The 26385-nt window shown below is 65.2% G+C and carries 21 protein-coding genes and 1 riboswitch; of the genes, 8 read left to right on the forward strand and 13 right to left on the reverse strand.

The annotated features are described in order from the left end of the window. Positions 1 to 28: 28 nt before the first annotated feature. From LSQ66_RS12975 to LSQ66_RS12990, 4 genes are read left to right on the forward strand one after another with little or no spacing between them, the layout of a single operon-like run. A complete protein-coding gene (locus LSQ66_RS12975; RefSeq protein ID WP_231765622.1) occupies positions 29 to 505 on the forward strand; it encodes a VOC family protein in 477 nt (158 codons plus the stop codon). A 19-nt stretch (positions 506 to 524) separates the two neighbouring features. Further along, complete coding sequence (locus tag LSQ66_RS12980) at positions 525 to 950, forward strand: YciI family protein (RefSeq protein WP_231765623.1); 426 nt, start codon at positions 525 to 527, stop codon at positions 948 to 950. A 16-nt stretch (positions 951 to 966) separates the two neighbouring features. Beyond that, a complete protein-coding gene (locus LSQ66_RS12985) occupies positions 967 to 1665 on the forward strand; it encodes a YciI family protein (protein ID WP_231765624.1) in 699 nt (232 codons plus the stop codon). Next, entirely contained in the window at positions 1662 to 2924 is a 1263-nt protein-coding gene (locus tag LSQ66_RS12990; RefSeq protein WP_231765625.1) for an RNA polymerase sigma factor, read from the forward strand. The genes LSQ66_RS12985 and LSQ66_RS12990 overlap by 4 nt, the downstream gene beginning before the upstream one ends. A gap of 28 nt (positions 2925 to 2952) precedes the next feature. Here LSQ66_RS12990 and LSQ66_RS12995 read toward each other — a convergent pair whose 3' ends face one another. Continuing rightward, positions 2953 to 3414 (reverse strand): Imm26 family immunity protein, encoded by a 462-nt coding sequence (locus LSQ66_RS12995; RefSeq protein ID WP_231765626.1) that lies wholly within the window; start codon positions 3412 to 3414, stop codon positions 2953 to 2955. Positions 3415 to 3448: 34 nt separating this feature from the next. Continuing rightward, on the reverse strand, positions 3449 to 3751 hold the full coding sequence (locus tag LSQ66_RS13000) for a ferritin family protein (protein ID WP_231765627.1): 303 nt from the start codon (positions 3749 to 3751) through the stop codon (positions 3449 to 3451). Between the two features lie 106 nt (positions 3752 to 3857). Continuing rightward, positions 3858 to 3955, forward strand: a riboswitch (TPP riboswitch). A gap of 54 nt (positions 3956 to 4009) precedes the next feature. Between LSQ66_RS13000 and LSQ66_RS13005 the strand changes: the two genes are divergently transcribed. Then, positions 4010 to 6106, forward strand: a complete 2097-nt coding sequence (locus tag LSQ66_RS13005) for a TonB-dependent siderophore receptor (RefSeq protein ID WP_231765628.1) — start codon at positions 4010 to 4012, stop codon at positions 6104 to 6106. Here LSQ66_RS13005 and LSQ66_RS13010 read toward each other — a convergent pair. The 10 genes from LSQ66_RS13010 to LSQ66_RS13055 all read right to left on the reverse strand — a co-directional run bounded on the left by LSQ66_RS13010 (position 6103) and on the right by LSQ66_RS13055 (position 22909). Continuing rightward, a complete protein-coding gene (locus tag LSQ66_RS13010) occupies positions 6103 to 6810 on the reverse strand; it encodes a hypothetical protein (RefSeq protein ID WP_231765629.1) in 708 nt (235 codons plus the stop codon). The two genes, LSQ66_RS13005 and LSQ66_RS13010, sit on opposite strands and share 4 nt — an antisense overlap. 2 nt (positions 6811 to 6812) lie before the next feature. Beyond that, positions 6813 to 7334, reverse strand: coding sequence for an AAA family ATPase (locus LSQ66_RS13015; protein WP_231765630.1), 522 nt, complete (start codon positions 7332 to 7334; stop codon positions 6813 to 6815). Beyond that, positions 7331 to 7963, reverse strand: coding sequence for a nicotinamide riboside transporter PnuC (pnuC, locus tag LSQ66_RS13020; protein ID WP_231765631.1), 633 nt, complete (start codon positions 7961 to 7963; stop codon positions 7331 to 7333). Before pnuC ends, LSQ66_RS13015 begins: the two co-directional genes overlap by 4 nt. 50 nt (positions 7964 to 8013) lie before the next feature. Then, on the reverse strand, positions 8014 to 10152 hold the full coding sequence (locus LSQ66_RS13025; protein WP_407659507.1) for a S46 family peptidase: 2139 nt from the start codon (positions 10150 to 10152) through the stop codon (positions 8014 to 8016). 87 nt (positions 10153 to 10239) lie between these two features. After that, positions 10240 to 11655, reverse strand: a complete 1416-nt coding sequence (locus LSQ66_RS13030; protein ID WP_231765632.1) for an efflux transporter outer membrane subunit — start codon at positions 11653 to 11655, stop codon at positions 10240 to 10242. Next, a complete protein-coding gene (locus LSQ66_RS13035; RefSeq protein WP_231765633.1) occupies positions 11652 to 14882 on the reverse strand; it encodes an efflux RND transporter permease subunit in 3231 nt (1076 codons plus the stop codon). The genes LSQ66_RS13030 and LSQ66_RS13035 overlap by 4 nt, the downstream gene beginning before the upstream one ends. Further along, positions 14879 to 17980, reverse strand: coding sequence for an efflux RND transporter permease subunit (locus tag LSQ66_RS13040; protein WP_231765634.1), 3102 nt, complete (start codon positions 17978 to 17980; stop codon positions 14879 to 14881). Before LSQ66_RS13040 ends, LSQ66_RS13035 begins: the two co-directional genes overlap by 4 nt. Next, a complete protein-coding gene (locus tag LSQ66_RS13045; protein ID WP_231765635.1) occupies positions 17977 to 19350 on the reverse strand; it encodes an MdtA/MuxA family multidrug efflux RND transporter periplasmic adaptor subunit in 1374 nt (457 codons plus the stop codon). The genes LSQ66_RS13040 and LSQ66_RS13045 overlap by 4 nt, the downstream gene beginning before the upstream one ends. Positions 19351 to 19566: 216 nt before the next feature. After that, positions 19567 to 21426 (reverse strand): signal peptide peptidase SppA, encoded by a 1860-nt coding sequence (gene sppA, locus LSQ66_RS13050; protein ID WP_231765636.1) that lies wholly within the window; start codon positions 21424 to 21426, stop codon positions 19567 to 19569. 10 nt (positions 21427 to 21436) lie between these two features. Continuing rightward, positions 21437 to 22909, reverse strand: coding sequence for a sodium:solute symporter (locus LSQ66_RS13055; protein ID WP_231765637.1), 1473 nt, complete (start codon positions 22907 to 22909; stop codon positions 21437 to 21439). A 75-nt stretch (positions 22910 to 22984) separates the two neighbouring features. Between LSQ66_RS13055 and dgt the strand changes: the two genes are divergently transcribed. Beyond that, entirely contained in the window at positions 22985 to 24199 is a 1215-nt protein-coding gene (gene dgt, locus LSQ66_RS13060) for a dGTP triphosphohydrolase (protein WP_231765638.1), read from the forward strand. Position 24200: 1 nt separating this feature from the next. Here dgt and LSQ66_RS13065 read toward each other — a convergent pair whose 3' ends face one another. After that, positions 24201 to 25409 carry an MFS transporter gene (locus LSQ66_RS13065; RefSeq protein ID WP_231765639.1) on the reverse strand — a complete coding sequence of 403 codons (1209 nt, stop codon included), beginning with the start codon at positions 25407 to 25409 and terminating at the stop codon, positions 24201 to 24203. A 102-nt stretch (positions 25410 to 25511) separates the two neighbouring features. Between LSQ66_RS13065 and LSQ66_RS13070 the strand changes: the two genes are divergently transcribed. Together LSQ66_RS13070 and LSQ66_RS13075 are read left to right on the forward strand one after the other, a co-directional pair. Then, positions 25512 to 25721, forward strand: a complete 210-nt coding sequence (locus LSQ66_RS13070; protein ID WP_231765640.1) for a DUF3820 family protein — start codon at positions 25512 to 25514, stop codon at positions 25719 to 25721. Between the two features lie 216 nt (positions 25722 to 25937). Continuing rightward, positions 25938 to 26324 carry a KGG domain-containing protein gene (locus LSQ66_RS13075; RefSeq protein ID WP_231765641.1) on the forward strand — a complete coding sequence of 129 codons (387 nt, stop codon included), beginning with the start codon at positions 25938 to 25940 and terminating at the stop codon, positions 26322 to 26324. Positions 26325 to 26385 lie beyond the last annotated feature (61 nt).

Here is a 26385-nt window from a genome sequence, read left to right on the forward strand (position 1 = left end):
TTCCGGTCAACGAAACAGGAGAGACACCATGGTTCAAAAGATTCCTGAAGGCATGCACTCGCTCACCCCGCACCTGGTGTGCCGTGGCGCGGCGGACGCGATCGAGTTCTACAAGAAGGCCTTCAATGCAGAAGAATGCGCGCGCATCCCCTCCCCGGACGGGAGCGGCAAGCTGATTCACGCAATGGTCAAAATCGGCGATTCCAACCTGATGCTGGTCGACGAGTTCCCCGAAATGGGCGCGCGGGCGCCGCAGGGCTTCTCGCCCGTGACCATCCACCACTATGTGGAGAACGCCGACGCCACGTTCGAGCGCGCCATTGCCGCCGGCGCCACCGTGCGCATGCCGCTGGACGACATGTTCTGGGGCGACCGCTACGGCGTGCTGGTCGATCCGTTCGGCCACATGTGGTCCATCGCCACCCATATCCGCGACGTGTCCTTCGAAGAAGCGACGGCCGCCGCAGCCAGCATGCCCGCCGAATGCGGCGGCAAAGCCCAATAACAGGAACAAGGAGAACAACATGCGATTCATGGTCATTGTCAAAGCTAGCGCCGACACCGAAGCAGGCGTCATGCCGCCAACCGAACTGCTGGAAGCGATGGGCAAGTTCAACGAAGAACTGGTGAACGCCGGCGTGATGCTGGCAGGCGAAGGCCTGCACCCGAGCTCGCGCGGCGCGCGCATCCAATTCTCGGGCAAGGACCGCAAGGTCATCGACGGCCCCTTCGCCGAAACCAAGGAGCTCGTCGCGGGCTTCTGGCTGGTGCAGATGAAATCCCTGGACGAATGCGTGGAATGGTTCAAGCGCGCCCCGATGCTGGAGGGCGACCAGCTGGAGATCCGCCGCGTCTTCGAGGCCGAGGACTTCGGCGCCGAGTTCACGCCGGAGCTGCGCGAGCAGGAAGAACAGCAGCGCGCCAAGATGGCTTCCCAGCACGCAGCCTGATAAATAGGGGGATGCAATGCACTTCATGATCCTGCGCCGCGCCGACCGCAGTTCCGAACAGGCGGCCTTTCCGCTTCCCGAACTGAGCAAGGCAGTACCGTCAGGGCGGTGGTTGCATCCCAGTGCGCGCGGCGCCCGCCTGCGCAAGCGCGACGGCCAGTGGAGCGTGCACGACGTTCCTTTCGCCGATGCGCGCGAGCTGGTGGCGGGCTTCACCATCATCGATGTGCCCTCGAAACAGGATGCCATCGAGTGGGCCAAGACCTGGCCCACGGCCGACGGCGAAGGCGAAGTGGAACTCGAAGTGCGTGAAACGGGCTGCTCCAGCGGCTGCGTGGGCTTCGACACCCAGGCCGCGGCCCAGCTCACGCCCTATATCGTGCTGCTCAAGTCCGACCGCAACACGGAAGCCGACCTGCCCACGCCGCCCGAGGTGATCGCGCAGATGAACGCCGCCAACCAGGCAGGCGTGAAGGCAGGCATTGTGCTGGCTGGCGAGGGCCTGCAGCCGACATCCAAGGGAGCGCGCGTGAAGTTCGGCGGCGGCCGCAGCACCGTCATCGACGGTCCGTTCACCGAGATCAAGGAACTGATCGCAGGCTTCTGGCTGATCCAGACCGCCACGCGCGAAGAAGCCTTCGACTGGGTGAGGAACTATCCCTTCCCGCTCGGCCCGAACATGGAGGTCGAGCTGCGCGAAGTGGTGCGCGCTTGAACCAGATTCACCGGGCGCTGGAAGCTGTCTGGCGCATCGAATCCGCAAAGATCATCGCCGTGCTCGCGCGCATGCTGCGCGACGTGGGCCTGGCGGAAGAAATGGCGCAGGAAGCCCTGGTCAGCGCACTGGAAAGCTGGCCGGAACAGGGCACGCCCGACCGCCCTGCCGCCTGGCTGATGACGGCGGCCAAGAACCGCGCCCTGGACTACCTGCGCCACAAGAAGCTGGAGCAGGAGAAGGAACCCGAGCTCACCTACGAAATCGAAGGCCAGCTGCAGGACGCGGCGCCGGACCTCGAACGCACGCTGGACGACAATATCGGCGACGACCTGCTGCGCCTGATCTTCGTGGCCTGCCACCCCGTGCTCCCCACCGAGGGCCGGGTGGCCCTGACCCTGCGCCTGCTGGGCGGCCTGAGCACCGAGGAAATCGCGCGCGCCTTCCTGGTGCCCGAACCCACGGTGGCGCAACGCATTGTGCGCGCCAAGCGCACCCTGGCCGAGGCGCGCGTGCCCTTCGAAGTGCCGCGCGGGCCGGAGCTGGTACAGCGCCTGTCTTCGGTGCTGCAGGTGATCTACCTGGTCTACAACGAAGGCTATTCCGCCAGCGCGGGCGTGGACTGGATGCGCCCCGCCCTGTGCGAGGAAGCGCTGCGGCTGGGACGTATCCTGGCTGAGCTGGTGCCGCACGAGCCGGAAGTGCACGGCCTGGTGGCGCTGATGGAGATCCAGTCTTCGCGCCAGCGGGCGCGCACCGACGCGAAGGGCGTGCCCGTGCTGCTGCTGGAACAGGACCGTTCGCGCTGGGACCAGCTGCTGATACGGCGCGGCCTGACGGCGCTGGCGCGCGCGGAGCAGCTGGGCCAGAGCCTTGGCCCCTATGCGCTGCAGGCGGCCATTGCGGCCTGCCACGCGCGGGCGCGCAAGGCCGAAGACACGGACTGGCTGCGCATCGCGGCCCTGTACGACGGCCTCTCGCAGCTGGCGCCCTCCCCTGTCGTGGAACTGAACCGCGCAGTGGCGCTGGCCATGGCCTTCGGCCCCGCCACGGGCCTGGAAGTGGCGGACCAGCTGCTGGACGAACCGGCGCTGCGCAACTATCACCTGCTGCCCAGCGTGCGGGGCGACTTCCTGTTCAAACTGGGAAGGCTGGAGGAAGCGCGCGCCGAGTTCGAGCGCGCGGCGGACATGGCGCACAACGAGCGCGAACGCGCCCTCCTCCTGGCGCGCGCCGCCGCCTGCCGTCCACTCAAGTAAGCGTGGCAGCCGCCTTCGCGCTTGGGCCTCACTCCAGCAATTTGGTCAGCAGCAACTCGGTCGACCCGTAGCCGTAGAGGGAATCCGTTTCCAGCCCTTCCGTTTCATAGGGCACGGAGACTTCGCGTTCGGGCTTGGCGGGATCGTCGGAATAGGTGGCGCGCCAGGCGCGCTTGAGGGCGTCGGCGCGGCGGATAAAGACGGGAACGGGCCAGTCGGCCCGGTCGAAGCGTTCGGACTGGCCGATGACGGGCCAGCGGCCATTGGCCAGCGCCATGTCGCCGGTGCGGATGGCCTTGAGCGCATCGCCGGCGCGCAGCCCCTGCACCTGCTCCAGCGTGGGCACTCTCTCGAACTTCGGCCCGAACAGGTAGGCCAGCATGATCTTCCCCTGCGGGGACAGGCGGGCGACCAGGCCGGTGGCATAGCCGCCGTTCCTCAGGGGCACGGCAAACCAGCTTCCTTCGCGGTACGGCTGCAGCAACTTCATTCACGTCCTTTCACGTGCCGCCGTACCGCCGGGATCACTCCTCGTAGTGGTACTGGGCGGCGATCGGTCCCGCCTTGAACAGCGCTTCCTTCATTTCCTTGTCCAGCTTCGGATCGCGCCGGCGCACCCATTCGAACAGCATGGCAATGTGCTTGCGCGTGGCATCGCGCTGATGCGCCATCACCAGCTTCAGTTCGGGATCGGTGCAGGCTTCGATACGCTGGTTCTGGGTGTCCAGCATGCCCAGCTTGTCGATCAGCGACGTCAGGCCCCTGTGCATGTCCAGCACTTGGGCATGCAGCTTGTCCCGCGGTTCGACAACGTGTTCTTCGGTCATGGCAATCTCCTGGTCGATTCGGATGAGCACATTGTCCGCCGCCGGAGCGCATTTCTCAAGTGTAGCGGCGGGCGCCGGCAGGCGGCGCACGAATTGTGGTAAGCTTCGGCCTCGCTAGGGGTCCTGGAACGCCGTTCCGGGTGAGAGATACCCTTCGTACCTGATCTGGATAATGCCAGCGAAGGAAAGCGCAAAGTTGTTCCTCCCTCCTTTGAGTGCTCTCCCCGCGTTGGCTCGACCGAAGCATAAGAGCACAACATGACCAAGACGAAATTCGCCGTAACCGCCGCCGCGCTCGCTGTAGCGCAGGCTTTCCCGCACACCGCCGCCGCCCAGTCCGAGCCGAAGATGGCCGAAGTGGTAGTGAGCGCCACCCGTACCGTGGCCGACCGCGCCTCCGTGGCAGGCTTCTCCGATTCCCCCCTGCTGCAGACGCCCGCCTCCGTGAGCGTGATCACCCGCGAGCAGATGCAGGACCTGAACATCCAGACCACCACCGATGCGGCGCGCTACGACGCCAGCATCAGCGACGCCTATAACGCCGTGGGCTACGCCGAGCAGTTCTCCATCCGCGGCTTCAAGCTGGACAACGCGAGCAGCTACCGCAAGGACGGGCTGGCCATTTCCGGCGACACCCAGATCCCGCTGGAGAACAAGGAAAGCATCGAGGTGCTGAAAGGCCTCGCGGGCCTGCAGGCAGGCCTGGCCGCGCCGGGCGGCATCGTGAACTATGTGACCAAGCGCCCCACCAGCCAGACCATGCGCTCCGCCTTGTTCGGCGTGAGCGAGCGCGGTTCGCTGCACGGCGAGGTGGACCTGGGCGGCCGCTTCGAGGACCGCCGCTTCGGCTACCGCATCAATGCCGCCGCCGACCGCCTGCGCTCCTACATCAAGGGCGCGGATGGCCACCGCAGCTTCGTTTCCGGCGCCTTCGACTGGCAGATCACGCCCCAGGCCCTGCTGCAGATCGATGCCGATTACCAGAACAAGTCCCAGGTTTCCGCGCCGGGCTTCCAGCTGATCGGCGGCACGTCCCTGCCCGATGTGGCGGCGGACAACATGCTGAACAACCAGCCATGGAGCCTGCCGGTGAAGACCGAGAGCAGCAATATCGGCGCCCGCTTCCAGTACCAGTTCTCCCCCGAGTGGCATGCCACCGTGAGCGCCAACCGCCACCTCTTCAAGCGCGACGACTACACCGCCTTCCCCTACGGCTGCAGCACGGAAGAACTGTGGCCAGGCTTCTGCGCCAACGGCGACTACGATGTCTACGACTACCGCAGCCTGGGCGAGAAGAAGAAGCCCCTGGCCGCGCAGGCCATGCTGCAAGGCCGCTTCGCAACGGGCTCCCTGCGCCACGAATTCACGGGCGGCTTCTCCTACTTCGAGAATCACGAGTACTGGGGCGACTACATCTACAACTGGGTTGGCGTGAGCAATATCTACCACCCGGTGGCGGTGCCTCCGGATGGCGGCAGCAGCGGCCCCGTTTCCGAGCGCCGCAACGACCATGAGCGCGCGCTCTTCGTGCAGGATATCGTTGCCCTCACCGGCGAGCTGAAACTGCATGCTGGCGCGCGCTACGTGAAGGTGCGCCGCAACGAAGTGGACGTGATTCCGACCAACGCCAACTTCTGGCTGCCGAATGTGGCGCTGGTCTACAGCCCGCGCGAAACCGCCTCGCTGTACGTGTCGTACGCGCAGGGCCTGGAGCATGGCGGCATCGCGCCTATCGAAACGAGCAACGCGAACCACGCTCTCCCGCCGGGCAAATCCAGGCAGGTGGAAGTGGGCGCGAAGGCGCTGGTGGGCGGCGTGAGCTACAGCGGCGCCTTGTACCAGATCGAAAAAGGCCTGGAATACACGGACGCCAGCGGAACCTTCGTGCGCAACGGCCAGGCGCGCCACCGCGGCATCGAGTTCGCCGCGCAGGGCAGGCTCACGCGCGAACTGATGGTGGGCGTATCGGCCACGGCGCTGCACACGGAGCAAAGCGGCACCGGGAAGTCCATCTACGACGGCAAGCGCGTGACCAATGTGCCTGCCTTCAAATCGACGGTGTTCGCCGAGTACACGCTGGCGCAGGTGCCCGGCCTGAAGCTGAACGGCGACTGGCAGTTCGCGGGCAAGAAGGCTTTCGATGAAGAGAACACGGTCATGGTACCCAAGTACCATGTGCTGAACCTGGGCGCTTCGTACTCCACCCGCCTGGGCGGCGCGCCCACCGTGTTCCGTGCGCAGGTGCGCAATGCGCTGGACAAGTTCTACTGGCGCGATGTAACGCCGGACCTGGGAGGCTATCTCTTCCCGGGCGCCGAGCGTACCTTCCGCGTCTCCGCGCAGGTGTTCTTCTAAAAGATGTACTGGACCCGCATGGTGAAGCTCTTCGCCCTGCGGTCCGAATTCTTGCCCATCAGGTAGGCCGCTTCGTATTTGATCTGCTGGCGGCCTACATCCACATAGCCGAAGATGGCCGGTCCGATGCGGTGCGACTGGTCATGCTTCGCTTTCCAGTCGTTCCACTTCCCGACTTCGCCGAAGCCCTGCACACCCGGCTGCAGCCAGCTTTTCCAGCGCTGCTTCACCTGCCACTGGTAAACCAGCTCCGTGTCCTCGTGCTCCCCGGTATCGAACTCGCGCTGCAGGAAGACGTTGAAGTTGAACTGGGTGCGCCAGATTTCGGTCTGCATCACGGGCCCCATCTCCACGCTGTAGCCGCGGTCCTTGCCGCGCTCCACCAGGGTATGCAGGGCCACGTCCACATCGTACTGGCCCTGGGTGAGCATGAAGTCGTTCTGCCAGGAGGTGCCGATGTAGCGCGTGCGTTCGCCGTTGAACTGGATCCAGCTGCCGTAGATTTCCGTGTACCAGCGGTCCGTCACGCCATAGCCGAAGCCGAGGTCCGGCACGGCGACGCGGCGGTCGCGGTAATGGGCGTTCCAGTATTTGTAGTCGATGGACGCCTGGCCGGCGACATCGTAGGTGGAGACCAGGTAATAGCCGGTGGCAGCGCTGACGCATTGGGGCAGCATCGTCGCCAGTACCAGCAGCTTTTTCATGGTCATCCCTCCCCGAGCACCTTCGCTACCTGTTTCAGTCTTTCTTCCAGTGGACCGGAAATGCGCACGAAAGGAATCCGCCGCGCCTCCAGCTCCTCGTCGAGCAGCCGGTTGATGATGCCGCTCACGTCCCGCGACTCGCGGTGCAGGCCATCCGGAACCCAGGGCAGGTCCGCGGCGCACACCAGGGTTACATCGTAGTGGCGGCTCGCCAGCAGCGCTTCCAGGTCCGGCCGGATCCCGCCGAAGTAGTGGCGGCTGTAGACGGCGGTCATCAGCGGTGTAGTATCGCAGAAAATATAATTTCCGCCACGCACGAATGTGGCATCTTCGCGCTCGACTTGCGTTCGGGCAATATGGATCTGGTCCTCCTCGACCGGCACACGCTGCACGGTATCGACGAACTCGCGCAGGTATTCCGGTACCCACAGTGCGCCATGGCGTTCGGCAAGGGCTGCCGCCAGCGTGGTCTTGCCGGAGGACGCGCTGCCGACGATGGCCACGCGCAAAGGCTGGCCGCTCATTTGAGCACCATGGCGTCGCCCGCGGCCTGCGCCTCCTGGGCGCCGTCCATGGCGCGGCGCCAGGCCAGCAGGCCGATGGCGGCCATGACGACGAACATCGCATACAGCACGGCCGTCAGCATCAGGCCCTTGTGCACGTAGAGGGCGACATAGAGCACGTCCACGATGATCCACACATGCCAGTTCTCCAGCTTCTTGCGCGAGAGGAGAAGCTGGCCTACGAGGCTGCCTGCGGTGAGGAAGCCGTCGGCGTTCGGCACGTCGGTGTCGGTGAAGGACTTGAGGAACCAGGCCAGCGCGCCGAAGCCGAGCAGCCAGCCCAGGGCGGCAAGCCAGCGTCCGCGCGCATCGAGCACGGTGACGGGCAGCTGCTCATGGCTGTCGTCGCCGCGCAGCCACTGATACCAACCCCAGATGGAAACGGAGATGAAGACCAGCTGCAGCGCCATGTCGCCATACAGGCGGGCGCCGTAGAACACCACGCCGTAGGTGGCCGAGGAGATGATCGCGAACAGCCAGGCCCAGTGCTTCTGGCGGATGTTCAGCCACACGGTGGCCACCGACAGTACGAAGGAGATCAGTTCAAGCGGAGTGGTGGACAGGCCGAACAGGGTTAGGGTTTGATTCATATACGCTGAAAAAACGGGGCCTTGCTGGCCCCGTTGTCATTGTACCCGCTTTACTTCTTCGGATACTTGATCGTCATTTCCTTCAGCAGGTTGTCCGCGTGGTGGACTTCCTTCATCAGCCAGAGCATATAGCGCACATCGAGGTGGATGGCGCGGGTGATGTCGCGGTCGAAGTACCAGTCCTTCGTGATCGACTCATAGGTGGAATCGAAGTTCAGGCCAATCAGCTCGCCGCGCTTGTTCACGATGGCCGAACCGGAGTTGCCGCCCGTGGTGTCGGCGCTGCTCAGGAAGTTCACGGGCACGGTGCCCAGCACGGGGTCCTTGAACTGGCCGTAGCGCTTGGCCTTGATGGCTTCCAGCAGGTTGGCCGGGGCGTCGAACGGGTCCTTGCCCGTGTGCTTCTCCACGATGCCTTCAACAGTCGTGAACGGGCCCTTGGTCACGCCGTCGCGCGGCGAGTATGGCGACACGGTGCCGTAGGTGATGCGCAGCGTGGAGTTGGCGTCCGGGTAGACCGGCTTGCCCTGGGATTTCTTGAACGCGATCACGGCAGCCATGTACTGGGGGATCACCTTCTCCAGATTGCCCTCCACTTCCTTGGAGCGGTTTTCCAGCGCGAGGCCGATCTCGTTCAGCTTCACGGCCAGCTGCATGAACGGGTCGCCGGACTTGGCCAGGGTGGCCGCATCCGTGTCCAGCAGGGCCAGGCGCTTGGCGGTGGCGCCCAGCTCAGTGCCTGCGTACAGGGCGTCCAGCTGCTGCTGCTGCGAAGGCAGGAGCGCATCCAGGCCTTGCGGATGGAAGGCGGCAGGCAGCGCTGCATAGCGCTTCAGGCCTTCGGCGTAGCGGGCCTTGTCCACATTGGCATCGTAAGACTGCTCAAGGCGGGTCAGGCGCGCCTTGATGAAGCTAAGGTCGCGGTCCTGGTAGCCGCTTTCGCGCTCGGCGTTCGGCTTCTGGCGCTCCTGGGCCAGGCGGTAGAGAGTGCGGGCGCTCTTCAGCATGTCGCTGTTGGTGGCCACGTACCAGCCGAACTGCGCCTGCTCCTGCGCCATGTCAGCGGCGATTGCCGCGTCCAGCTCGGCCAGCAGGGTCGGCGACACGTTCGGCTGCTTGCCGTACCAGGCGCGGAACTCCGCATCCTGCACATCCTTGATGGCGGCCAGGTCCTTGCGCGAGAAGCCGTCCAGCAGGCCCTGCGTCTTCTTCATGCGGTTGTTGATCGACTTGACCACCGAGGCGTAGCGCACAGCGGCAGCATCGTTGCCCTTGGTGGCGGCGGCAATGGTATCCAGGTCCGCCTGGAACTCCTTCACCTGATGCGGATAGCTCGTATCGCGCGCATAGCGGATCTCGGACGGCAGCTTGTAGCGGCTCGTGCGGCCGGGGTAGCCCGCCAGCAGGATAGGATCGCCGTTCTTCAGGCCTTCGGCGGAGACCACGAGGAAGTCCTTGGACTTGTACGGCACGTTGTCCGGCGACGGATCGGCGGGACGGCCGTCCTTGCCCACATAGGCGCGCAGGAAGGAATAGTCGCCCGTGTGGCGCGGCCACTCGTAGTTGTCGATATCGCCGCCGTAGTTGCCGATCATGTCCGGCGGCGCGTACACCAGGCGCACGTCGCGGATCATCATCTGGCGGATGCGGTAGTACTCCAGGCCGCGGTGGAAGGCGGGCACGGAGCAGCGGTACATCTTGTCGGTCTCGCACTCGGCGATCAGGTCCTTGATGCGGCGCTCGATAGCTTCATGGCGCTCCTTGCCGCCGGTCTTCTCCAGGCCCTTCAGCACGCGGCCGGTGACGTTCTCCACCTTCTCGGTCACATACACCAGCGTATTCGGGCCGCCCGGCAGTTCCTCGGCGCGGGTCTTGGCCAGGAAGCCGTCGACGATGTAATTCTTCTGCGGGGTGGAATTGCGCTGGATGGCGCCATAGGCGCAGTGGTGGTTGGTGACGACCAGGCCATCAGGGGACACGAAGGAAGCGGAGCAGCCGCCGAGCGACACGATGGCGCTCATGGGGTGCTTGGTCAGGTCGGTGAGCTGCTCGGCCGGGATCTGGATGCCGATGCGCTTGAGTTCCGCTTTCAGCTGCGGCATCTGGTGCGGCTGCCACTGGCCCTCATCGGCCATGGCAGGGGCGAACGCGGCCAGCAGCGCTGCTGGCAGTACGAGAGATTTGAGCAAGATTGTCCCCTGAGTTATCGAAAGCACCGGCAGTATAGACCTTCCGCCAGGCACTGAAAATGCTAAATTCGCCACACGGGCGCAAGCTCAGGGGGCGTGCCAGCCGCCCCCGAGGGACTGGATGAGGGCGACGGCCGTGGTCTGGCGGTCGGACTGGCTCTGGATCAGCGCGCGGCGCGCGTTGAGCGCCGTGACCTGGGCCTGCACCACTTCCGCATAACTCACCTGCCCCGCGCGGTAGCGGTTGAGCTGCTGCTGCTCGACCTGGTCCGCCGCCTCCGAGGCCTGGCGGCGCAGTTCCTGCTGCTGCATCAGGATGCGCGTCGCCGAGAGCTGGTCCTCCACGTCAGCAAAGGCGTTCAGGACTGTCTGCCGGTAATGGGCCACGGCCTGGTCGTGGGCGGCGCGCGCCTGGTCCACCCGCGCGCCGGTGGCGCCCGCGTCGAAAATGGTCTGCGCCGCCGCCAGGCCCAGGGACCAGAGGCTGTTCGATGCGCTGAACAGGCCCGAGACCGCGCTGGCGCCAAAGCCGTAGGATGCCGTCAGGTTCAGGCTGGGGAAGTAGGCGGCGCGCGCAATCCCGATCTGGGCATTGGCCGCCGCCACGCGGCGCTCGGCCGCTGCAATGTCGGGACGGCGCTGGAGCAGCGTGGATGGCAGGCCTGCCGGAACATCGGGCACTTTTGTCTGCCACGGCGCCGGGGCCAGCGTAAAGTCTGCGGGCGCCTTGCCGACGAGGATGGCGATGGCGTGTTCGAGCTGGGCGCGCTGGCGCGCGAGCGTAAGCTGGTCTGCCTGCGCGTTCGCGAGCTGGGTCTGGGCCTGCAGCAGGTCGCCTTTTGCGGCTATGCCCGCATCGAAGCGGTTGCGGGTAATCTGGAGCACGCGCTGGTAGCCTTCGACGGTGGTGTCCAGCAGCTGCTTCTCCGCGTCCACGGAACGCAGCTGCAGATAGTTGGCTGCCAGCTCGCCCTGTGCTGAAAGGCGCGCCGCCGCCAGGTCCGCAGCGCTGGCGGCCGCGCTGGCCTGTGCACCGCTCACGCCTGCACGCAGCCTGCCCCAGATGTCCGGCTCCCAGCTGCCGCCGATGTTCACGCGGTAGTTGTTGCCGCCGCGCGCTCCGCCGGTACTGCCTGCGCTGCCCGTGCCGTTGCCATTGCCGCCCCCTCCTCCGCTGCGGCTTCCCGATGCGTCGAGGCTGACCGAGGGGAACAGCGCCGCACGCTGTTCGGCGACGGCGGCGCGTGCCTGGGCATAGGCCGCGGCGGCAGCCGCCACGTTCTGGTTGTTCACTTCGATGCTGGCTGCGAGCTGGTTCAGGGTTTCGTCGCCGAACATGGTCCACCACGGGCCGCTCTCCAGCGTGTCCGCAGGCGCGGCGGGCTCCCAGCCCTGCGCTTCCTTGAACTGCGCGGGACTCGCGGTGGACGGCACCTCATATTTCGGGCCCGCCGCGCAACCGGCGGCGAGAACGGGAACGGCAATCAGGGTCAGTGTTTTCATGGCGAAGTGGGCGCAGGCTCCTGGCCGTGCGTGCGGCTGAGTTGTTGTTCGTCCAGGCTGCGGGTGCGCAGCCTGTCCATCAGGATGTAGACGACCGGCGTCGTGAGCAGGGTGAGAAGCTGGCTGGCGATCAGGCCGCCGATGATGGCAATGCCGAGCGGCTGCCGCAGCTCCGATCCCTCGCCGAAGCCGATGGCAAGCGGCAGCGCCCCCAGCGCAGCAGCCAGCGTCGTCATGAGGATGGGCCGGAAGCGCAACAGGCAGGCTTCGCGCACTGCTTCCACCGCTGTCAGCCCGCGCGCGCGTTCCGCTTCCAGCGCAAAGTCGATGATGAGGATGGCGTTCTTCTTCACGATGCCGATCAGGAGGAAGACCCCGATCAGAGCAATGATCGAGAACTCCATCTTGAACATGAGCAGGGCCAGCACGGCGCCCACGCCTGCGGAGGGCAGCGTGGACAGCACCGTCACCGGGTGCACCAGGCTTTCGTACAGGATGCCCAGCACGATATAGATCACGACAATCGCCGCCAGGATCAGGAAGGGCTGCTCCTTGTTCGATTCCTGCGCCTGCCGCGCCTGGCCCTGGAAGCTGCCGCGCACATTGTTCGGCATGCCGATATCGGCTTCCGCCTGTTTCACCGCGTCCTGCGCCTGGCTCAGGCTGAAGCCCTCCGCGATATTGAAGGAGACCGTGGTGGCGAGTTCGCCGTCCTGGTGGTTGACCGAGGTTGGCGTGGCGCTTTCGGCGAAGGTGGCGATGCCGGAGAGCGGCGCCATGGTCGACGCGGCGGTGCTCAGGGCGGAACCGCTCGATGCGTCGCGCTGGGCTGCCGTGTTGTTGGCGGTGCTGTTGGCGCCTCCCGAGACGCTTGCGCCAGCGCCGCTGGAGGCCGGGCGCGCTGCCACATACACGTCGTTCAGCGCCTCAGGGCTCTGCGCGAACTCGGGCGCCACTTCCATCACCACCTTGTACTGGTTCAGCTCATCGTAGATGGTGGCGACCTGCCGCTGGCCGAACGCGTTGTACAGCGCATTGTCTACATCGCGCACTGTCATGCCGAGCCGCGCGATGCTGTCCTTGTCGATGGTGACGAAGGTCTCGACGCCGTTGTCCGCCTGGTCGGTATCGACGTCCACCAGCGCCTTCTGCGCCTTCATCGCGTCCGCCAGGCGCGAGGCCCAGCGTTTCAGGTCGGCGCGGTTATCGCTCTTCAGGGTGTACTGATACGTGGAATTGCTCTGCCGTCCGCCCATGCGCAGGTCCTGCACGGGGTTGAGGAAGAGCGACACGCCCGTGACCCTCGCAAGCTGCGGCCGCAGGCGCGCGATCACCTGCTGCCCCGTTTCGCTGCGTTCGGAAACGGGCTTCAGGTTGACGAACATGAAGCCACCGCCCGCGCGCGTGCCGCCAGTGAAGCCGACCACCGTGGCGACCGCCGGGTCCTTGCGGATGATGTTCACCAGTTGCCGCAGCTTCTTCTGCATGGCCTGGAAGGAGATGCTCTGGTCGGCGCGGATGCCGCCGTTGATCTGGCCAGTGTCCTGCTGCGGGAAGAAGCCTTTCGGCGCCGCCGAGAACAGGTACACGTTCAGCCCAACCACCATCACGAGGATCAGCATGACGAGCCATACGCTGTGCAGCGCCCAGTCCAGTGAATGCTCGTAAGTGCGCAGCACCACGCCGAATGCGCGTTCGAAGAAGCGCGAAATGCGGCCGGGAGGCTTGCGTTCGCCCTCCGGCTTGAGGAGCCAGGCGCACATCATGGGCGTGGTGGTGAGCGAAATCACGAGCGAAATCATCACCGCCGCCGACAGCGTGACCGCGAACTCGCGGAACAGGCGTCCCACCTGCCCTCCCATGAAGAGCAGGGGGATGAACACGGCCACCAGCGAGAGGCTGATGGACAGCACGGTGAAGCCTACTTCGCGCGCGCCCAGCAAGGCGGCCTTGAAGCGGTCCATGCCCTCTTCCACATGGCGGGAGGTGTTTTCCAGCACCACGATGGCGTCGTCCACAACAAAGCCCGTCGCCACCGTGAGCGCCATGAGGCTGAGATTATTCAGGCTGAAGCCCAGCAGGTACATTACGCCGAAGGTGCCGAGCAGGGATACCACGGTCGCAATCGCCGGAATGACAGTCGCCCGCACGCTGCGCAGGAAGACGCTCACCACCAGGACCACCAGCAGCACGGAAATCATCAGCGTCACTTCGATTTCGTGCAGCGAGGAGCGGATGGAGTTGGTGCTGTCCGAGGCCACGGCCAGCTTCACGTCCTGCGGGAGCTGGGCCTGAAGCTGCGGCAGCAGAGCGCGCACGCTGTCCACCGTCTCGATCACATTGGCCCCCGGCTGTCGCGTCACCAGCACGATCACTGCGGGGTCGCCGTTGTACAGGCCGAGGGTGTTCTTGTTCTCCGCGCCGTCCTGCACGCTGCCCACGTCGCGCAGGCGGATCGCCGCGCCGTCGCGCCAGGCCACCACGAGATCGCGGTAGTCGGCGGCACTGCGCCGGCCACTCGTTCCGGTGGGGGCGGAATAGATCTGCAGCCTGCGCCCCTCGCTTTCGATGGCGCCCTTGGGCCGGTTGGCGTTGGTGGCCTGGATTGCGGCACGCACATCCTCCATCGATACGCCGTAGCGGTTGAGCGCATAGGGCAGCAGTTCCACACGCACGGCGGGAAGCGAGCCGCCCCCGATCTCCACATCGCCCACGCCCTTCACCTGCGCCAGCTTCTGCTGCACGATATTCGATACCGCCTCGTAGATCTGGCCGGGGCTGCGCGTGGGCGAGGTGAGCGCCAGGATGATGACTGGCGCATCGGAAGGATTGGCCTTGCGGTAGGTGGGATTGCTGCGCAGGGTGGACGGCAGGTCGGCCCGCGAAGCGTTGATTGCGGCCTGCACCTCGCGCGCGGCGGAATCGATCTTGCGGTTCAGGTCAAACTGCAGGTTGATACGGGTCGACCCGCTGCCCGACGAGGAAGTCATTTCGTTCACGCCCGCGATCACGCCCAGCCGGCGCTCCAGGGGCGTAGCGACGCTGGTGGCCATGGTGTCCGGACTGGCGCCCGGCAGGCCGGCGCTGACGGAGATCGACGGGAAATCGACCTGCGGCAGGGGCGAAACGGGCAGCACGAAGAACGCGCCGATACCCGCCAGCGCCATACCGATGGTCAGCAGCACCGTCGCGATGGGCCGCCGGACGAAGGGCTCGGAGAGATTCACGGCCCCGCTCCATCAGGCGAACGCGCCCGGTTCCGCCCGCGCCCCCAGCGCTGGCCCAGGCGGTCAAAGCCGAGATAGATCACCGGCGTCGTGTAAAGCGTGAGCATCTGGCTCACGATCAGCCCACCGAAGATGGCGAGGCCCAAAGGACGGCGCAGCTCCGCCCCCTCGCCCCAGCCCAGCATCAGCGGCACGGCGGCAAACAGCGCAGCCAGCGTCGTCATGAGGATAGGCCGGAAACGCAGCAGCGCGGCCTGGTGGATGGCGTCGCGCGGTGGCTTGCCTTCTTCCCGTTCGGCCTCGATGGCGAAGTCGATCATCATGATCGCGTTCTTCTTCACGATGCCGATCAGGAGGATGATGCCGATAATGCCGATCACCCCCAGGTCCTGCCCCGAGATCATGAGCGCCAGCAGCGCGCCCACGCCCGCCGAAGGCAAGGTGGACAGGATGGTGAGCGGGTGGATATAGCTTTCGTACAGAACGCCCAGCACGATGTACACGCAGATCACGGCGGCCAGGATCAGCCAGAGCTGGTTGGTGAGCGAGTTCTGGTAGGCACCCGCCGCGCCGAGGAAGGTCATGGTCACGGAGCCCGGCATGTTGATCTCATGCGCCGCCTCGCGGATGGCGTCGACCGCCTTGCCCAGGGCCACGCCATTGGCCGTGTCGAAGCCAAGCGTCGTCGCGGGATACTGGGCCACGTGGGTGATCTGCAGCGGCGCGGGCTTCTCGCTGATGGACGCCACCGCCGACAGGGGCGTCGGCTTGCCGCTGCCGGTGCGGATCTGAAGATTGCCCAGCGACTCGGGCGTGCTGAGAATGCCGGGATGCGCCTCCAGGATCACGCGGTACTGGTTGGTCTCCGTGAAGATGGTGGACACGATGCGCTGGCCGAAGGCGCTGTACAGCGCATCGTCGATGGCTGCCGCTGTGATGGACAGGCGCGATGCCGTGTCGCGGTCGATGCTGATGTAGGCGGCCGCGCCAGTCGCTCCCGCGTCGGACACCACGTTGCGAAGCTGCTTCTTCGTCGCCATCTGCGCCGCCAGCTTGTTCGCCCACTCCGTGACGGAGGCCGTATCCGCACCTTCGATAGACACCCGGTACTGGGTCGGCCCGGTTTCCGCGTCGATGGTGAGATCCTGCGTGGGCTGGAGGAAGATGCTCACGCCCGCGATATCGCTCACGCGCCTGCGCAGGCGTTCCATGATTTCGTCCTGATCGCCCCGGTCGCGCTTCAGGTTGATGAGCATCGTGCCCGTGTGCAGCATGGTGTTGTTGGCCGCGTCCACGCCCACGATGGAGCTGAGCGTATCCACCTCGGGATCTTCCAGGATGGCCCTGGCCGCCTGCTGCTGCAGCTCCGCCATGCGGCTGTAGGACACCGCCTGCGCGGTCTCGATGCGCGCCTGGAGCTGGCCCGTATTCTGCGTTGGGAACAATCCCTTCTGGATCAGGACGTAGAGCAGCACCGTCAGCAGCAGCGTGGCCAGCGCCACGGCCAGGGTCAGGCCCTGGCGCCCCAGCACCCACTGCAGGGAGCTGTCGTACTTGTGGATCACCTTGTCGAAGAAGCGCTGGATGCGCGCGCCCATGCTGCCCGGCTTCTCGTCCTTGTGGCTCATGAGCCAGCGCGCGGACATCATGGGCACCAGCGTCAGCGACACCACCGCGGAGATAAGGATGGTGATCGACAGCGTCACCGCGAACTCGCGGAACAGCCGGCCTACCACGTCGCCCATGAACAGCAGCGGAATCAGCACCGCGATCAGGGACACCGTCAAGGAAATGATGGTGAAGCCGATCTGGGTCGCGCCCTTGAGCGCCGCCGCCATCGGCGTTTCGCCCGCCTCGATATAGCGCGCGATGTTCTCGATCATGACGATGGCGTCGTCCACGACAAAGCCGGTGGCGATGGTGAGCGCCATCAGGCTCAGGTTGTTCAGGCTGTAGCCCAGCAGGTACATTACCCCGAAGGTGCCGATCAGCGAAATCGGCACGGCAAGGCTGGCAATGACGGTCGCGCGCACGCTGTGCAGGAAGAAGAAGATCACCAGCACCACCAGCACCACGGCCAGCACCAGCTCCATTTCCACGTGCTCCACCGAAGCGCGGATGCCGTTGGTGCGGTCGCTCAGCACATCCACCCGGACGGCGCCCGGCAGGCTGGCCTGCAGTTCCGGCAGGCGCGCCTTGATCGCATCGACCGTGGCAATGACGTTGGCGCCCGGCTGCCGCTGCACGTTCAGGATGATGGCGGGTTTCAGGCCGGACCATGCGCCGAGCTTCACGTTCTCCGCGCTGTCCACCACCTGCGCCACATCATGCAGGCGCACCGGGGCGCCGTTGCGGTAGGCGACGATCATGGTCTTGTAGTCGTTTGCCGTGAGCAGCTGGTCGTTGGCGTTGATGGTGAAGGAGCGCGTGGGCCCGTCGAAGCTGCCCTTTGCGCTGTTGGCATTGGCTGCCGTGATGGCCGTGCGCAGGGTGTCGAGACCCAGGCCGTAGCTCGCGAGGGCCAGCGTATCCGCCTGGATGCGCACCGCCGGACGCTGCCCGCCGTTCAGCGTGACGAGGCCGACACCGCTCACCTGGCTGATCTTCAGCGCCAGCCGCGTGTTCACGAGGTTCTGCACTTCGGTAAGCGGCATGGTGTCCGAAGTGATGGCCAGCGTGAGCACCGGCGCATCGGCCGGGTTGACCTTGGCGTACACCGGCGGCGCGGGCAGGTCGGTCGGCAGCAGCGAGCCGCCCGCATTGATGGCGGCCTGCACTTCCTGTTCCGCCACGTCCAGCGTCTGGCCCAGGCCGAATTGCAGCGTAATGATGGAGACCCCGGCCGCGCTGGTGGAGCTCATGCGCTGCAGGCCGGACATCTGGCCGAACTGGCGCTCCAGGGGCGCGGTGACCGTCTGCCCCATCACTTCGGGGCTGGCGCCGGGATACAGCGTTTGCACCTGGATGGTGGGGAAGTCCACCTGCGGCAGCGCGGACAACGGCAGGAACCTGAAACCTACCAGCCCAGCCAGCACGATCGCCAGCATCAGCAGCGATGTGGCTACCGGGCGCTGGATGAACGGGGCGGACGGGCTCATTGCGCTTTTTCCGCCTGCCTGTTGCGGCGGCGCTCGCCGGATCCTTCGGCGCCTGCGCCGTCCGCTGGCGCGCCGTCGGTCTGCACACGGCGATGGCGGCGCTCGCCCGGTCCGCCTGCTTCCCCTCCCTGCCCGCGCCGGCCCGCACCGGGATTGTCGCCGGGGAGAACGACCTTGGCGCCATCCTTCAGGCGGTCCGCCCCTTCGGTGATGACCTTCTCGCCCGCTGCAAGGCCGGTGGCGATCTGCACCTTGTCCACCGTGGCCTGGCCTCTTGTTACAGGGCGCAGCGACACCGTGCGGTCCTGGTTCAGCACATACACATAATCGCCCTTGCTGCCGTGGCGAAGCGCCGTCACCGGCACCATCACGGCATCGCGGATGGTGCGCAGTTCCAGGCGCACGTTCACGAACTGGCTGGGGAAGAGCGCGTTCTTCGCATTGTCGAAGCGCGCCTTTGCACGCACTGTGCCGGTTTGCGTGTCCACCTGGTTATCCAGCGCAGCGAAACGGCCGGTTTCGAGCTGCGTGGTACGAGTGCGGTCGAACGCCACGGCGGGCAGCGCCGCACCTTCGTGCACGCGGGCCATCACGTCCGGCACCTGGTCCTGCGGAATGGAGAATTCGACGTCGATGGGCGAAAGCTGCGTGATCACGGCAATGCCAGCCGCGTCGCTGGAATTCACCAGATTGCCCACGTCCACCGCGCGCAGGCCTACACGCCCGGTAATCGGCGCAAGCACTTTTGTGTAGCCAAGATTGAGGCGCGCCGTGCCTTCCGATGCGCGGTCCGTCATGACGGTGCCTTCCAGCTGCTTCACCAGCGCGGCCTGCGTATCGACGTCCTGCCGCGCAATGGAGTCCTGCGAGAGCAGCGTGCGGTAGCGCTCCAGGGTCAGGCGCGCGTTCTCCAGCTGCGCCTCGTCGCGCTGGCGCTGGCCGGTGGCCTGCAGCAGCGCCATCTCGAACTGGCGCGGATCGATCTGGGCCAGCACCTGGCCTGCCTTCACCATCTGCCCTTCCTTGAACAGCACCTTCTGCAGGATGCCGGACACCTGGGGGCGGACGGTGGTGGTTGCCGCTGCCGTCACGGTTCCCAGGGCGTCCATTGTCACGGGCAGGTCCGCCTTCTCGGCGGCCGCCACGCCGACCGTGCTGGGCGGCGCCCCACGTCTACCGCCCGGCCCGCCTGCCCTGCCCTGGCCGCTCGCGCTGGGCCCGGCCGCATCCGTAGCCGGATGCGTGAGGTGCCAGGCGAGCCAGCCGAGGCCGATCATCGCGAGCACGGCAATGATGGCGCCAACAATCCTGGCGCGCCTGCTGTGGCGGGGTTTTACGGGTGGTGTGGTCGGCGCGGAAGGCGAACTCATCGCATGTCCTTCGTGGTCAAAAGCAATGTCAGAATGGCAAAAATACTCTAACACAGCACCTTCGCCACATTGCGTCACGGTGGATACAATTGACATGCGGAAACCCGCCCGGAGGCTCGCCACCGGCCCCAAAAGCGCAGCGCCACCGGGCCGGAGCCTCGGTGGCGCTGTCAGATCTGGTTACAAAGTCGCTACAAATCTCCTGGCGTGCGCTCCCTAATCCGGTGATTCGCAGAGGCAGTGGGCCAGCGCCATGAAGGGCTTGCGCTGGGCGCTCATTTCATTCAACCAGTTCAGTTCACCCGCAACCTGCTGGGCCACCCCGGCCGGTACGCCGGGCGCGAGCAAGGTGCGCGCCTGCTGGCCCACCGCCTGGGCGGCCGATGCGCCGAACAGTTCGAGCAGCCGGTCGAACTTCGAGACCTCGCGTTCGATGTACACGATGCGAGGTTCGCCGGAGAGCTTGGCGCGGCGCGCCGCCGAACGCACTGCGTCGTTGAAGCCGCCCAGCGTATCGACCAGGCCCCGTTCCTGGGCCTGCGCCCCCGTCCACACGCGGCCCTGGGCCACGGCGTCGATCTTCTCGGGCGTGGTCTTGCGCGCCTGCGCAGCCTTGGCGGTGAATTCGCTGTACACGTGGCCGATGGCGCCCTGGATCAGCTGGCCGAAGCGCGGGTCCATCGGACGCAGGGGGTTGCCCGCGTCGCCCAGCCAGGTGGTGGGCTGGCCTGCCGTGTGGATGCCCAGCTTGTCCGCCACCTTGTCCACGGTCGGGAAGACCGCGAACACGCCAATGGAGCCGGTGACGGTGGAAGGATCGGCGATCACTTCATCGGAAGCCATGGAGATCCAGTAGCCGCCCGATGCCGCCACATTGCCCATCGAGACCACCACCGGCTTGCCCGCAGCACGGGTGAGTTCCAGTTCGCGGCGAATGAGTTCCGAGCCGAAGGCGCTGCCGCCGGGCGAATCCACGCGCAGCACAATGGCCTTGATGTCCTTGTCCTCGCGCGCCATGCGGATCAGGTTCGAGGTGGACAGGCCGCCGATGGAGCCCGGACCCGCTACGCCGTCGCCGATCTGCCCCACTGCCATCACCACGCCCACCGCATCGCCCGTGAATTTGGGGCTCAGGCGGCCGGCGTAATCCGCCAGCGTGACCTGGCGGAAGGACTTGCCTTCGATATCGCGTTCGCCGCGCTGGATCAGCAGCTCGCGGATCTGGTCGCGCGTCTTCAGCCCATCCACCAGCTTTGCGTCCAGCGCCAATTTGGCGAGGTTGCCGCCCGCCGCCTGCACGCGCGCGGGCAGCTCCTCGATGCCCTTGGCGATGGCGCCTTCGGGCAGCTTGCGCGCCTTCTCCACCTCGCCCGTATAGCGGCTCCACAGGTCCTTGTTCAGATAGGCCTCCGCTTCGGCCGCCTCGGGCGAAGGGCCGTTGCCGACGAAGGGCTCCGCGAAACTCTTGTAGGTTCCCACCTTCATCACGTTGACCGTCACGCCCAGCTTGTCGAGCGCGTCGCGGTAGTAGTTGCGGTACTGGCCGAAGCCATCCAGCACCACCGCGCCCATCGGGTGCATATAAACCTCGTCCGCGTGCGCGGCGATCTGGTACTGGCGCTGGTTGTAGCTCGAACCCCAGGCCACCACCTTCTTGCCGCTGGCGCGGAAACGGTCCACGGCCGCGCCGACCTCGCGCAGCATGGCCTGGCCGCCGCCTTCCATTTCGTCCAGCACCAGCACGGCCCCGGCGATCTGCGGGTCCTTCGCCGCCGCATCCAGCACGCGCAGCACGTCGCGCAGCTGTACGAACTTGCGCAGTTCGCCGCCGCTCAGGTTGGACATGAGGGCCGCGCGCGGATCGATGCTGCCCTGCTCCACCAGTTTGCCTTCCAGGTTCAGCACCAGCATGGTCTTGTTCCCCAGCGGCTTCGCGCCGCCGAAGAACAGCGCATACAGGAGCGCCACCAGAAGGATCAGGAATATCAGGTTGAACACGAAACGGCGGCTGACATCGACGGCACGCCACAGCCAGCCGATGCCGCCACGGATGCGGGAGAAGACGGAACGGGACATGCGTTCTCCTTTACGAAACCACGGCGCCCGCAGGCTTGGCGCTGGCAGGCGCGGAAATCAGGAACAGGCCGCCCATCACGAGCAGGCCGTTAATCACGAGAAGCTCAAGGCCCAGCTTGTAGCTGCCCAGCAGCAGGTGCTGCTGCGATTCCAGGATAGCGCACAGCACGGGACCGGCCACCACGATCAGCGGCACCAGCTTGTCGTTCACCACGCGGCTGGTGAGGATGCCGAAACCGAAGAGGCCAAGCAGCGGGCCATAGGTATAGCCCGCCAGCTTCAGGATCACGCCGATCATGCTCGGATTATCGATCCACTTGAACACCATCACCATGACGAGGAACAGGGCGCAGAAGCTGAGGTGGACGGTGTGGCGCCAGCGGGTGCGCTGCTTCTCCGTGATGTCCTGGCGGCGCTGGATGCCCAGGATGTCGATGCAGAAGGAGGAAGTCAGCGCCGTGATGGCGCCGTCCGCGCTCGGGAACAGCGCGCTCACCAGCGCGATGAAGAAGATCAGCTGCATGGCGGCAGGCAGGTGGCCCATCACCACGGCCGGGAAGATCTTGTCGCCGGTGGCGGTGACGCCAGCCTGCGGCGCGTACATGTACAGCAGGCCGCCCAGGAAGAGGAAGAGCGACATCACGATCACCAGGATGAAGGTGAGCGCGATCATGTTCTTCTGCGAGTCGCCCAGGGTCTTGACGGAGATATTCTTCTGCATCATCTCCTGGTCCATGCCCGTCATGGCCAGCACGATGAAGACGCCTGCCAGGATCTGCTTCCACATGTAGTTGGGGCTATTGATGTCGGTGGTAAAGACCTTGGCCAGGCCGCTGGCCTGCATCTGCGCCAGGCTCTCGAACACGCCCAGGTTCATTTCGTGAAGCAGGAAGCCGACGCAGCAGACCAGGCCCACAAGCATGCCAGTGGTCTGCAGCGTGTCGGTCCAGACGATGGTCTTCACGCCGCCCTCGTAGGTATAGGCCAGGATCATGAGCAGGATCACGAGGTTCGTCAGCCAGAACGGCACACCCAGGCTGTCCAGGATCGTGGCCTGCAGGATGTTCACCACCAGGTAGAGGCGCGCGGTGGCGCCCAGGGTGCGCGACACGATGAAGAAGGCAGCTCCGCTCTGGTAGGAGCGGCGGCCGAGGCGCACATCCAGGTAGTGGTAAATGGAGGTAAGTTTCAGGCGGTAGTACAGCGGCAGCAGAATGTAGGCGACGGCGAAGTAGCCGATCACATAGCCCAGCACGATCTGCATGTAGGCGAAACCGTCGTGTCCCACTGCGCCCGGAACGCTGATGAAGGTGGCGCCGCTCAGCGTCGTGCCCACCATGCCGAAGGCCACCAGGCCCCAGTTGGAGCTCTTGTTACCGATGAAGAAGCTGTCGTTGTTGGCATTGCGGGAAGTCCACCACGCCACGCCGAGCAGCAAGCCGAAATATGCGAAGATGACGAAAAACAGGAATACTGGCGACATATACCATCCGAGAACGTAAAGAATCCGCCAGCAATATACACCGGAAATGCAGCCCCTCGTCGAGAACCTAAGGTAATGTACTCCAACGACACAATCGACTTCGCCCGCCAGCAGGAAGCCCTCGTGCTGCCCCTCGAATACCGCGTTCACGCCCAGGCCGACGGCCGCAGTGTGGGCCGTGAAGAGTGCATGCGCGACTACGCGCGCGTGCTCTACTCCGCATCCTTCCGCAGGCTGCAAGGCAAGATGCAGCTGCTCGGCGTGGACGCCAACCGCTTCAACCGCAACCGCCTCACGCACAGCCTGGAGGTCGCGCAGATCGCCCGCTCCATCGCGGCGGACCTGGGCCTCGAACGCAGCGTGGTTTCGGAAACCTGTTCGCTCGCCCACGACATCGGCAACCCGCCCTTCGGCCACTACGGCGAGAAGATCCTGAACGAACTGGGTATGGAGCACGGCGGCTTCGAAGGCAATGCGCAGGCCTTCCGCATCCTGCGCACGCTGGAGAAGAAGCACCATGCCTACGCGGGCCTGAACCTCACGGTGCGTTCGCTGTTCGGCATCACCAAATACTTCCACCTGCGCGCGGACAATCCGAAGAAGTTCCTCTACGACGAGGACCACGCCTTCCTCAAGCAGGAGCTGGGGCGGCATGGCATCGCGGTCCGCAAGAGCATCGATGCGCAGATCATGGACCTGGCCGACGAAATCGCCTACGCCGCGCACGATGTGGAAGATGCACTCAGCTTCGGCATCATCACCTGGGGCGAGATCCTGCACGAGTTCAAGATCAGCAAGGAGTTCGCCGAGGCCTTCGAGCCCTTCTCGCGCATCGCACATGATGCGCACGAAGAAGCGCTGAAGTGCGAGATGCAGGCGAGCTCCGAGGAATACTCCATCGTGCTGCGCAAGGAGCTCACCTCGCAGATCGTGCACGACCTGTGCCGCGATATCGCCGTGGTGGATGGAAAGAACGGCCCCGAGCTGGGCTACCGCAGCATGGCGCTGCTGGCCAAGGGTCTCAAGACCTTGCTGTGGAAAGCCATCCTGCGCAAGAAGGACGTGCAGCTGTACGAGAAGCGCGGCGAGAAGATCATCCGCGGCCTGTTCGAAGTGCTGACGGACACCCGCTACAACCGCGACAACATCCTCCTCCCGCCCGAGCTGCGCTGCCTGAAGGATTCGCGCGAGCGCCTCGTCATCGACTACATCTCCGGCATGATGGATTCATACGCGGCGCAGGAGTACGAAAAATACTTTGGCAAGGGCTCGCTGGACGCCATCTACTGAGTCAGTGCGCGGCCACCCGCACCGTGCGCGGCGCTGCCGCCGCGGCGCGTGGATTGAGGCGGTCAAGGCGGCCGCTCAGCGCCGTCAGGCCGAATGCGCCCAGCACCACCAGCGCCCCGATCCAGCCCGTGTGCACCAGGCCAAGGTGTTCGACGATATGGCCGCCGCCCCATGCGCCGCCCGCGATGCCGAGATTGAAGGCGGCGATATTCAGGCCGGAGGCCACATCCACCGCGCGCGGCGTGAAGTGCTCCGCCTGCTGCACCACATACACCTGCAGGCCCGCCACATTGCCGAAGGCGACAGCGCCCCACAGCAGCACAGTGGCCAGCACAAGCCACTGGTTCGGCGCAGTGAAGGTCAGCGCCAGCAGCACGGCGGCCAGGCCGAGGAAGATAATCTTCAGCGCGCCGATGGGGCCGCGCCGGTCCGCCAGCTTGCCGCCCCAGATATTCCCCACCGCGACGGACACACCGTACACCAGCATGACCAGGCCCACCGCGTTGGCGCTGAAGCCAGACACGCGTTCGAGAATCGGCGCCAGGTAGGTGAAAGCGATGAAGGAGCCGCCGTAACCCACCGCCGTCATGGCATAGACCAGCAGAAGGCGCGGCTGCGCCAGCACCTTCACCTGCTGCATCAGCGAAGCCGGTTTGCTGTGATGGATATTCGAGGGCACGAAGAGCAGGCTGCCGATAAAGGCGATCACGCCCAGCGCGGACACGGCGAGGAAGGTCTGGCGCCAGCCGAAGTGCTGGCCGATGAAAGTCCCGAGGGGCACGCCCGTCACCAGCGCCACGGTGAGGCCGGTGAACATGATGGCGATGGCGCTCGCGGCCTTCTCCTTCGGCACCAGCGAGGTGGCGATGGTGGAGCCGATGGAGAAGAACACGCCGTGCGCAAGGCCGGTGAGGATGCGCGCGGCGATCAGCGACTCGTAGCCCGGCGCCTGCCAGGCCAGCAGGTTACCGGCGGTGAACAGCACCATCAGCGAAAGCAGCAGCAGCTTGCGTGGCATCTTGCCGGTGAGCGCAGTCAGGACGGGCGCGCCGACGGCCACGCCCATCGCATACAGGCTCACAAGGAGTCCGGCCGATGGCAGGGAAACGGCAAGGTCATTGGCAATGGTGGGGATCAGGCCGACGATGACGAACTCCGTCGTCCCGATGGCGAAGGCGCTGATGGTCAGCGCGAGCAAGGCAATTGGCATGGCTAAACTCCTGTAAAGTTAACGCCATGCAGTATCCCCAAGTTCTTTGTTTCGAAAAATACAGGCTCAAGCAGAAGAATTTTGATTCAGCCGCAATAATCCATGAGTTCCGAAGCGCTTGCCCTCCTCCTCGTCCGTGAAATGCCCTATGGGAAGTACAAGGGCCGCAAGCTGGCGGATCTACCGGGCCACTACCTTGGCTGGATGGCCCGCGAAGGCTTCCCGAAAGGCGAACTGGGCGCCCTGCTCGCCCTGATGTACGAGCTCGATCACAACAACCTGCGCCCCCTGCTCGCCCCGCTGAAACGCTAGACAAGCTCAGCGGCAATTGTGAGATCGCCTTATTGCTGTGTTACTTTTCACTGAGGGTTTGTCCTACAAGCTACTGTCCTGAGTTCTTATTAATATGTCCACGCCGGACGACTACCATGGTCGCTCCTTTACATGACTTGCGCAGCGCTGGTTTTACTGCTGTGGCAACAGGTCAGGTAAAGGATGTGCAATGTTCATCAATTTAAGGAGAGAACCATGGCATCATCGAATCAAGGCGGTAATCAAGGCAATCGTGGCGGTAACAAGCAATCCGGTCAGGGCGGCAACAATCAGAGCGGGGACACCAGTAACCGCGGCTTCGCTTCCATGGACCCGGAACGCCAGCGCGAAATCGCCAGCGAAGGGGGCAAGGCAGCACACGCCTCCGGCAATGCACACGAGTTCACTTCGGAAGAAGCTCGCCGTGCAGGCTCCATGAGCCACAAGAACGACGGTAATCGCCAAAGCGATTCCGACTCGGGTAACCGCGGCAGCAGCGGCGGTGGCAATTCTGCAGGCAGCGGTGGCGGCACTCGCGGTGGTACGCCTGAGCAACACGCGCAGGCTGGCCGTCAAAGCCACAAAAACGACGATAAGCGCTAAGCGCTGAGTCGACCGGCGCATAGGGCGCCACCGTTTCCTGCCTAAGGAAACACCCGTCAAA

This window comes from Massilia endophytica (assembly GCF_021165955.1).
Lineage (GTDB): Bacteria > Pseudomonadota > Gammaproteobacteria > Burkholderiales > Burkholderiaceae_D > Rugamonas > Rugamonas endophytica.

Excerpts from the sequence above, each read along its gene's own strand:
- LSQ66_RS12975 (WP_231765622.1), top strand. The coding sequence starts at position 29 with ATGGTTCAAAAGATTCCTGAAGGCATGCACTCGCTCACCCCGCACCTG.
- LSQ66_RS12980 (WP_231765623.1), top strand. The coding sequence starts at position 525 with ATGCGATTCATGGTCATTGTCAAAGCTAGCGCCGACACCGAAGCAGGC.
- LSQ66_RS12985 (WP_231765624.1), top strand. The coding sequence starts at position 967 with ATGCACTTCATGATCCTGCGCCGCGCCGACCGCAGTTCCGAACAGGCG.
- LSQ66_RS12995 (WP_231765626.1), bottom strand. The coding sequence starts at position 3,414 with ATGAAGTTGCTGCAGCCGTACCGCGAAGGAAGCTGGTTTGCCGTGCCC.
- LSQ66_RS13000 (WP_231765627.1), bottom strand. The coding sequence starts at position 3,751 with ATGACCGAAGAACACGTTGTCGAACCGCGGGACAAGCTGCATGCCCAA.
- LSQ66_RS13005 (WP_231765628.1), top strand. The coding sequence starts at position 4,010 with ATGACCAAGACGAAATTCGCCGTAACCGCCGCCGCGCTCGCTGTAGCG.
- LSQ66_RS13010 (WP_231765629.1), bottom strand. The coding sequence starts at position 6,810 with ATGAAAAAGCTGCTGGTACTGGCGACGATGCTGCCCCAATGCGTCAGC.
- LSQ66_RS13015 (WP_231765630.1), bottom strand. The coding sequence starts at position 7,334 with ATGAGCGGCCAGCCTTTGCGCGTGGCCATCGTCGGCAGCGCGTCCTCC.
- pnuC (WP_231765631.1), bottom strand. The coding sequence starts at position 7,963 with ATGAATCAAACCCTAACCCTGTTCGGCCTGTCCACCACTCCGCTTGAA.
- LSQ66_RS13030 (WP_231765632.1), bottom strand. The coding sequence starts at position 11,655 with ATGAAAACACTGACCCTGATTGCCGTTCCCGTTCTCGCCGCCGGTTGC.
- LSQ66_RS13040 (WP_231765634.1), bottom strand. The coding sequence starts at position 17,980 with ATGAGCCCGTCCGCCCCGTTCATCCAGCGCCCGGTAGCCACATCGCTG.
- LSQ66_RS13045 (WP_231765635.1), bottom strand. The coding sequence starts at position 19,350 with ATGAGTTCGCCTTCCGCGCCGACCACACCACCCGTAAAACCCCGCCAC.
- sppA (WP_231765636.1), bottom strand. The coding sequence starts at position 21,426 with ATGTCCCGTTCCGTCTTCTCCCGCATCCGTGGCGGCATCGGCTGGCTG.
- LSQ66_RS13055 (WP_231765637.1), bottom strand. The coding sequence starts at position 22,909 with ATGTCGCCAGTATTCCTGTTTTTCGTCATCTTCGCATATTTCGGCTTG.
- dgt (WP_231765638.1), top strand. The coding sequence starts at position 22,985 with ATGTACTCCAACGACACAATCGACTTCGCCCGCCAGCAGGAAGCCCTC.
- LSQ66_RS13065 (WP_231765639.1), bottom strand. The coding sequence starts at position 25,409 with ATGCCAATTGCCTTGCTCGCGCTGACCATCAGCGCCTTCGCCATCGGG.
- LSQ66_RS13070 (WP_231765640.1), top strand. The coding sequence starts at position 25,512 with ATGAGTTCCGAAGCGCTTGCCCTCCTCCTCGTCCGTGAAATGCCCTAT.
- LSQ66_RS13075 (WP_231765641.1), top strand. The coding sequence starts at position 25,938 with ATGGCATCATCGAATCAAGGCGGTAATCAAGGCAATCGTGGCGGTAAC.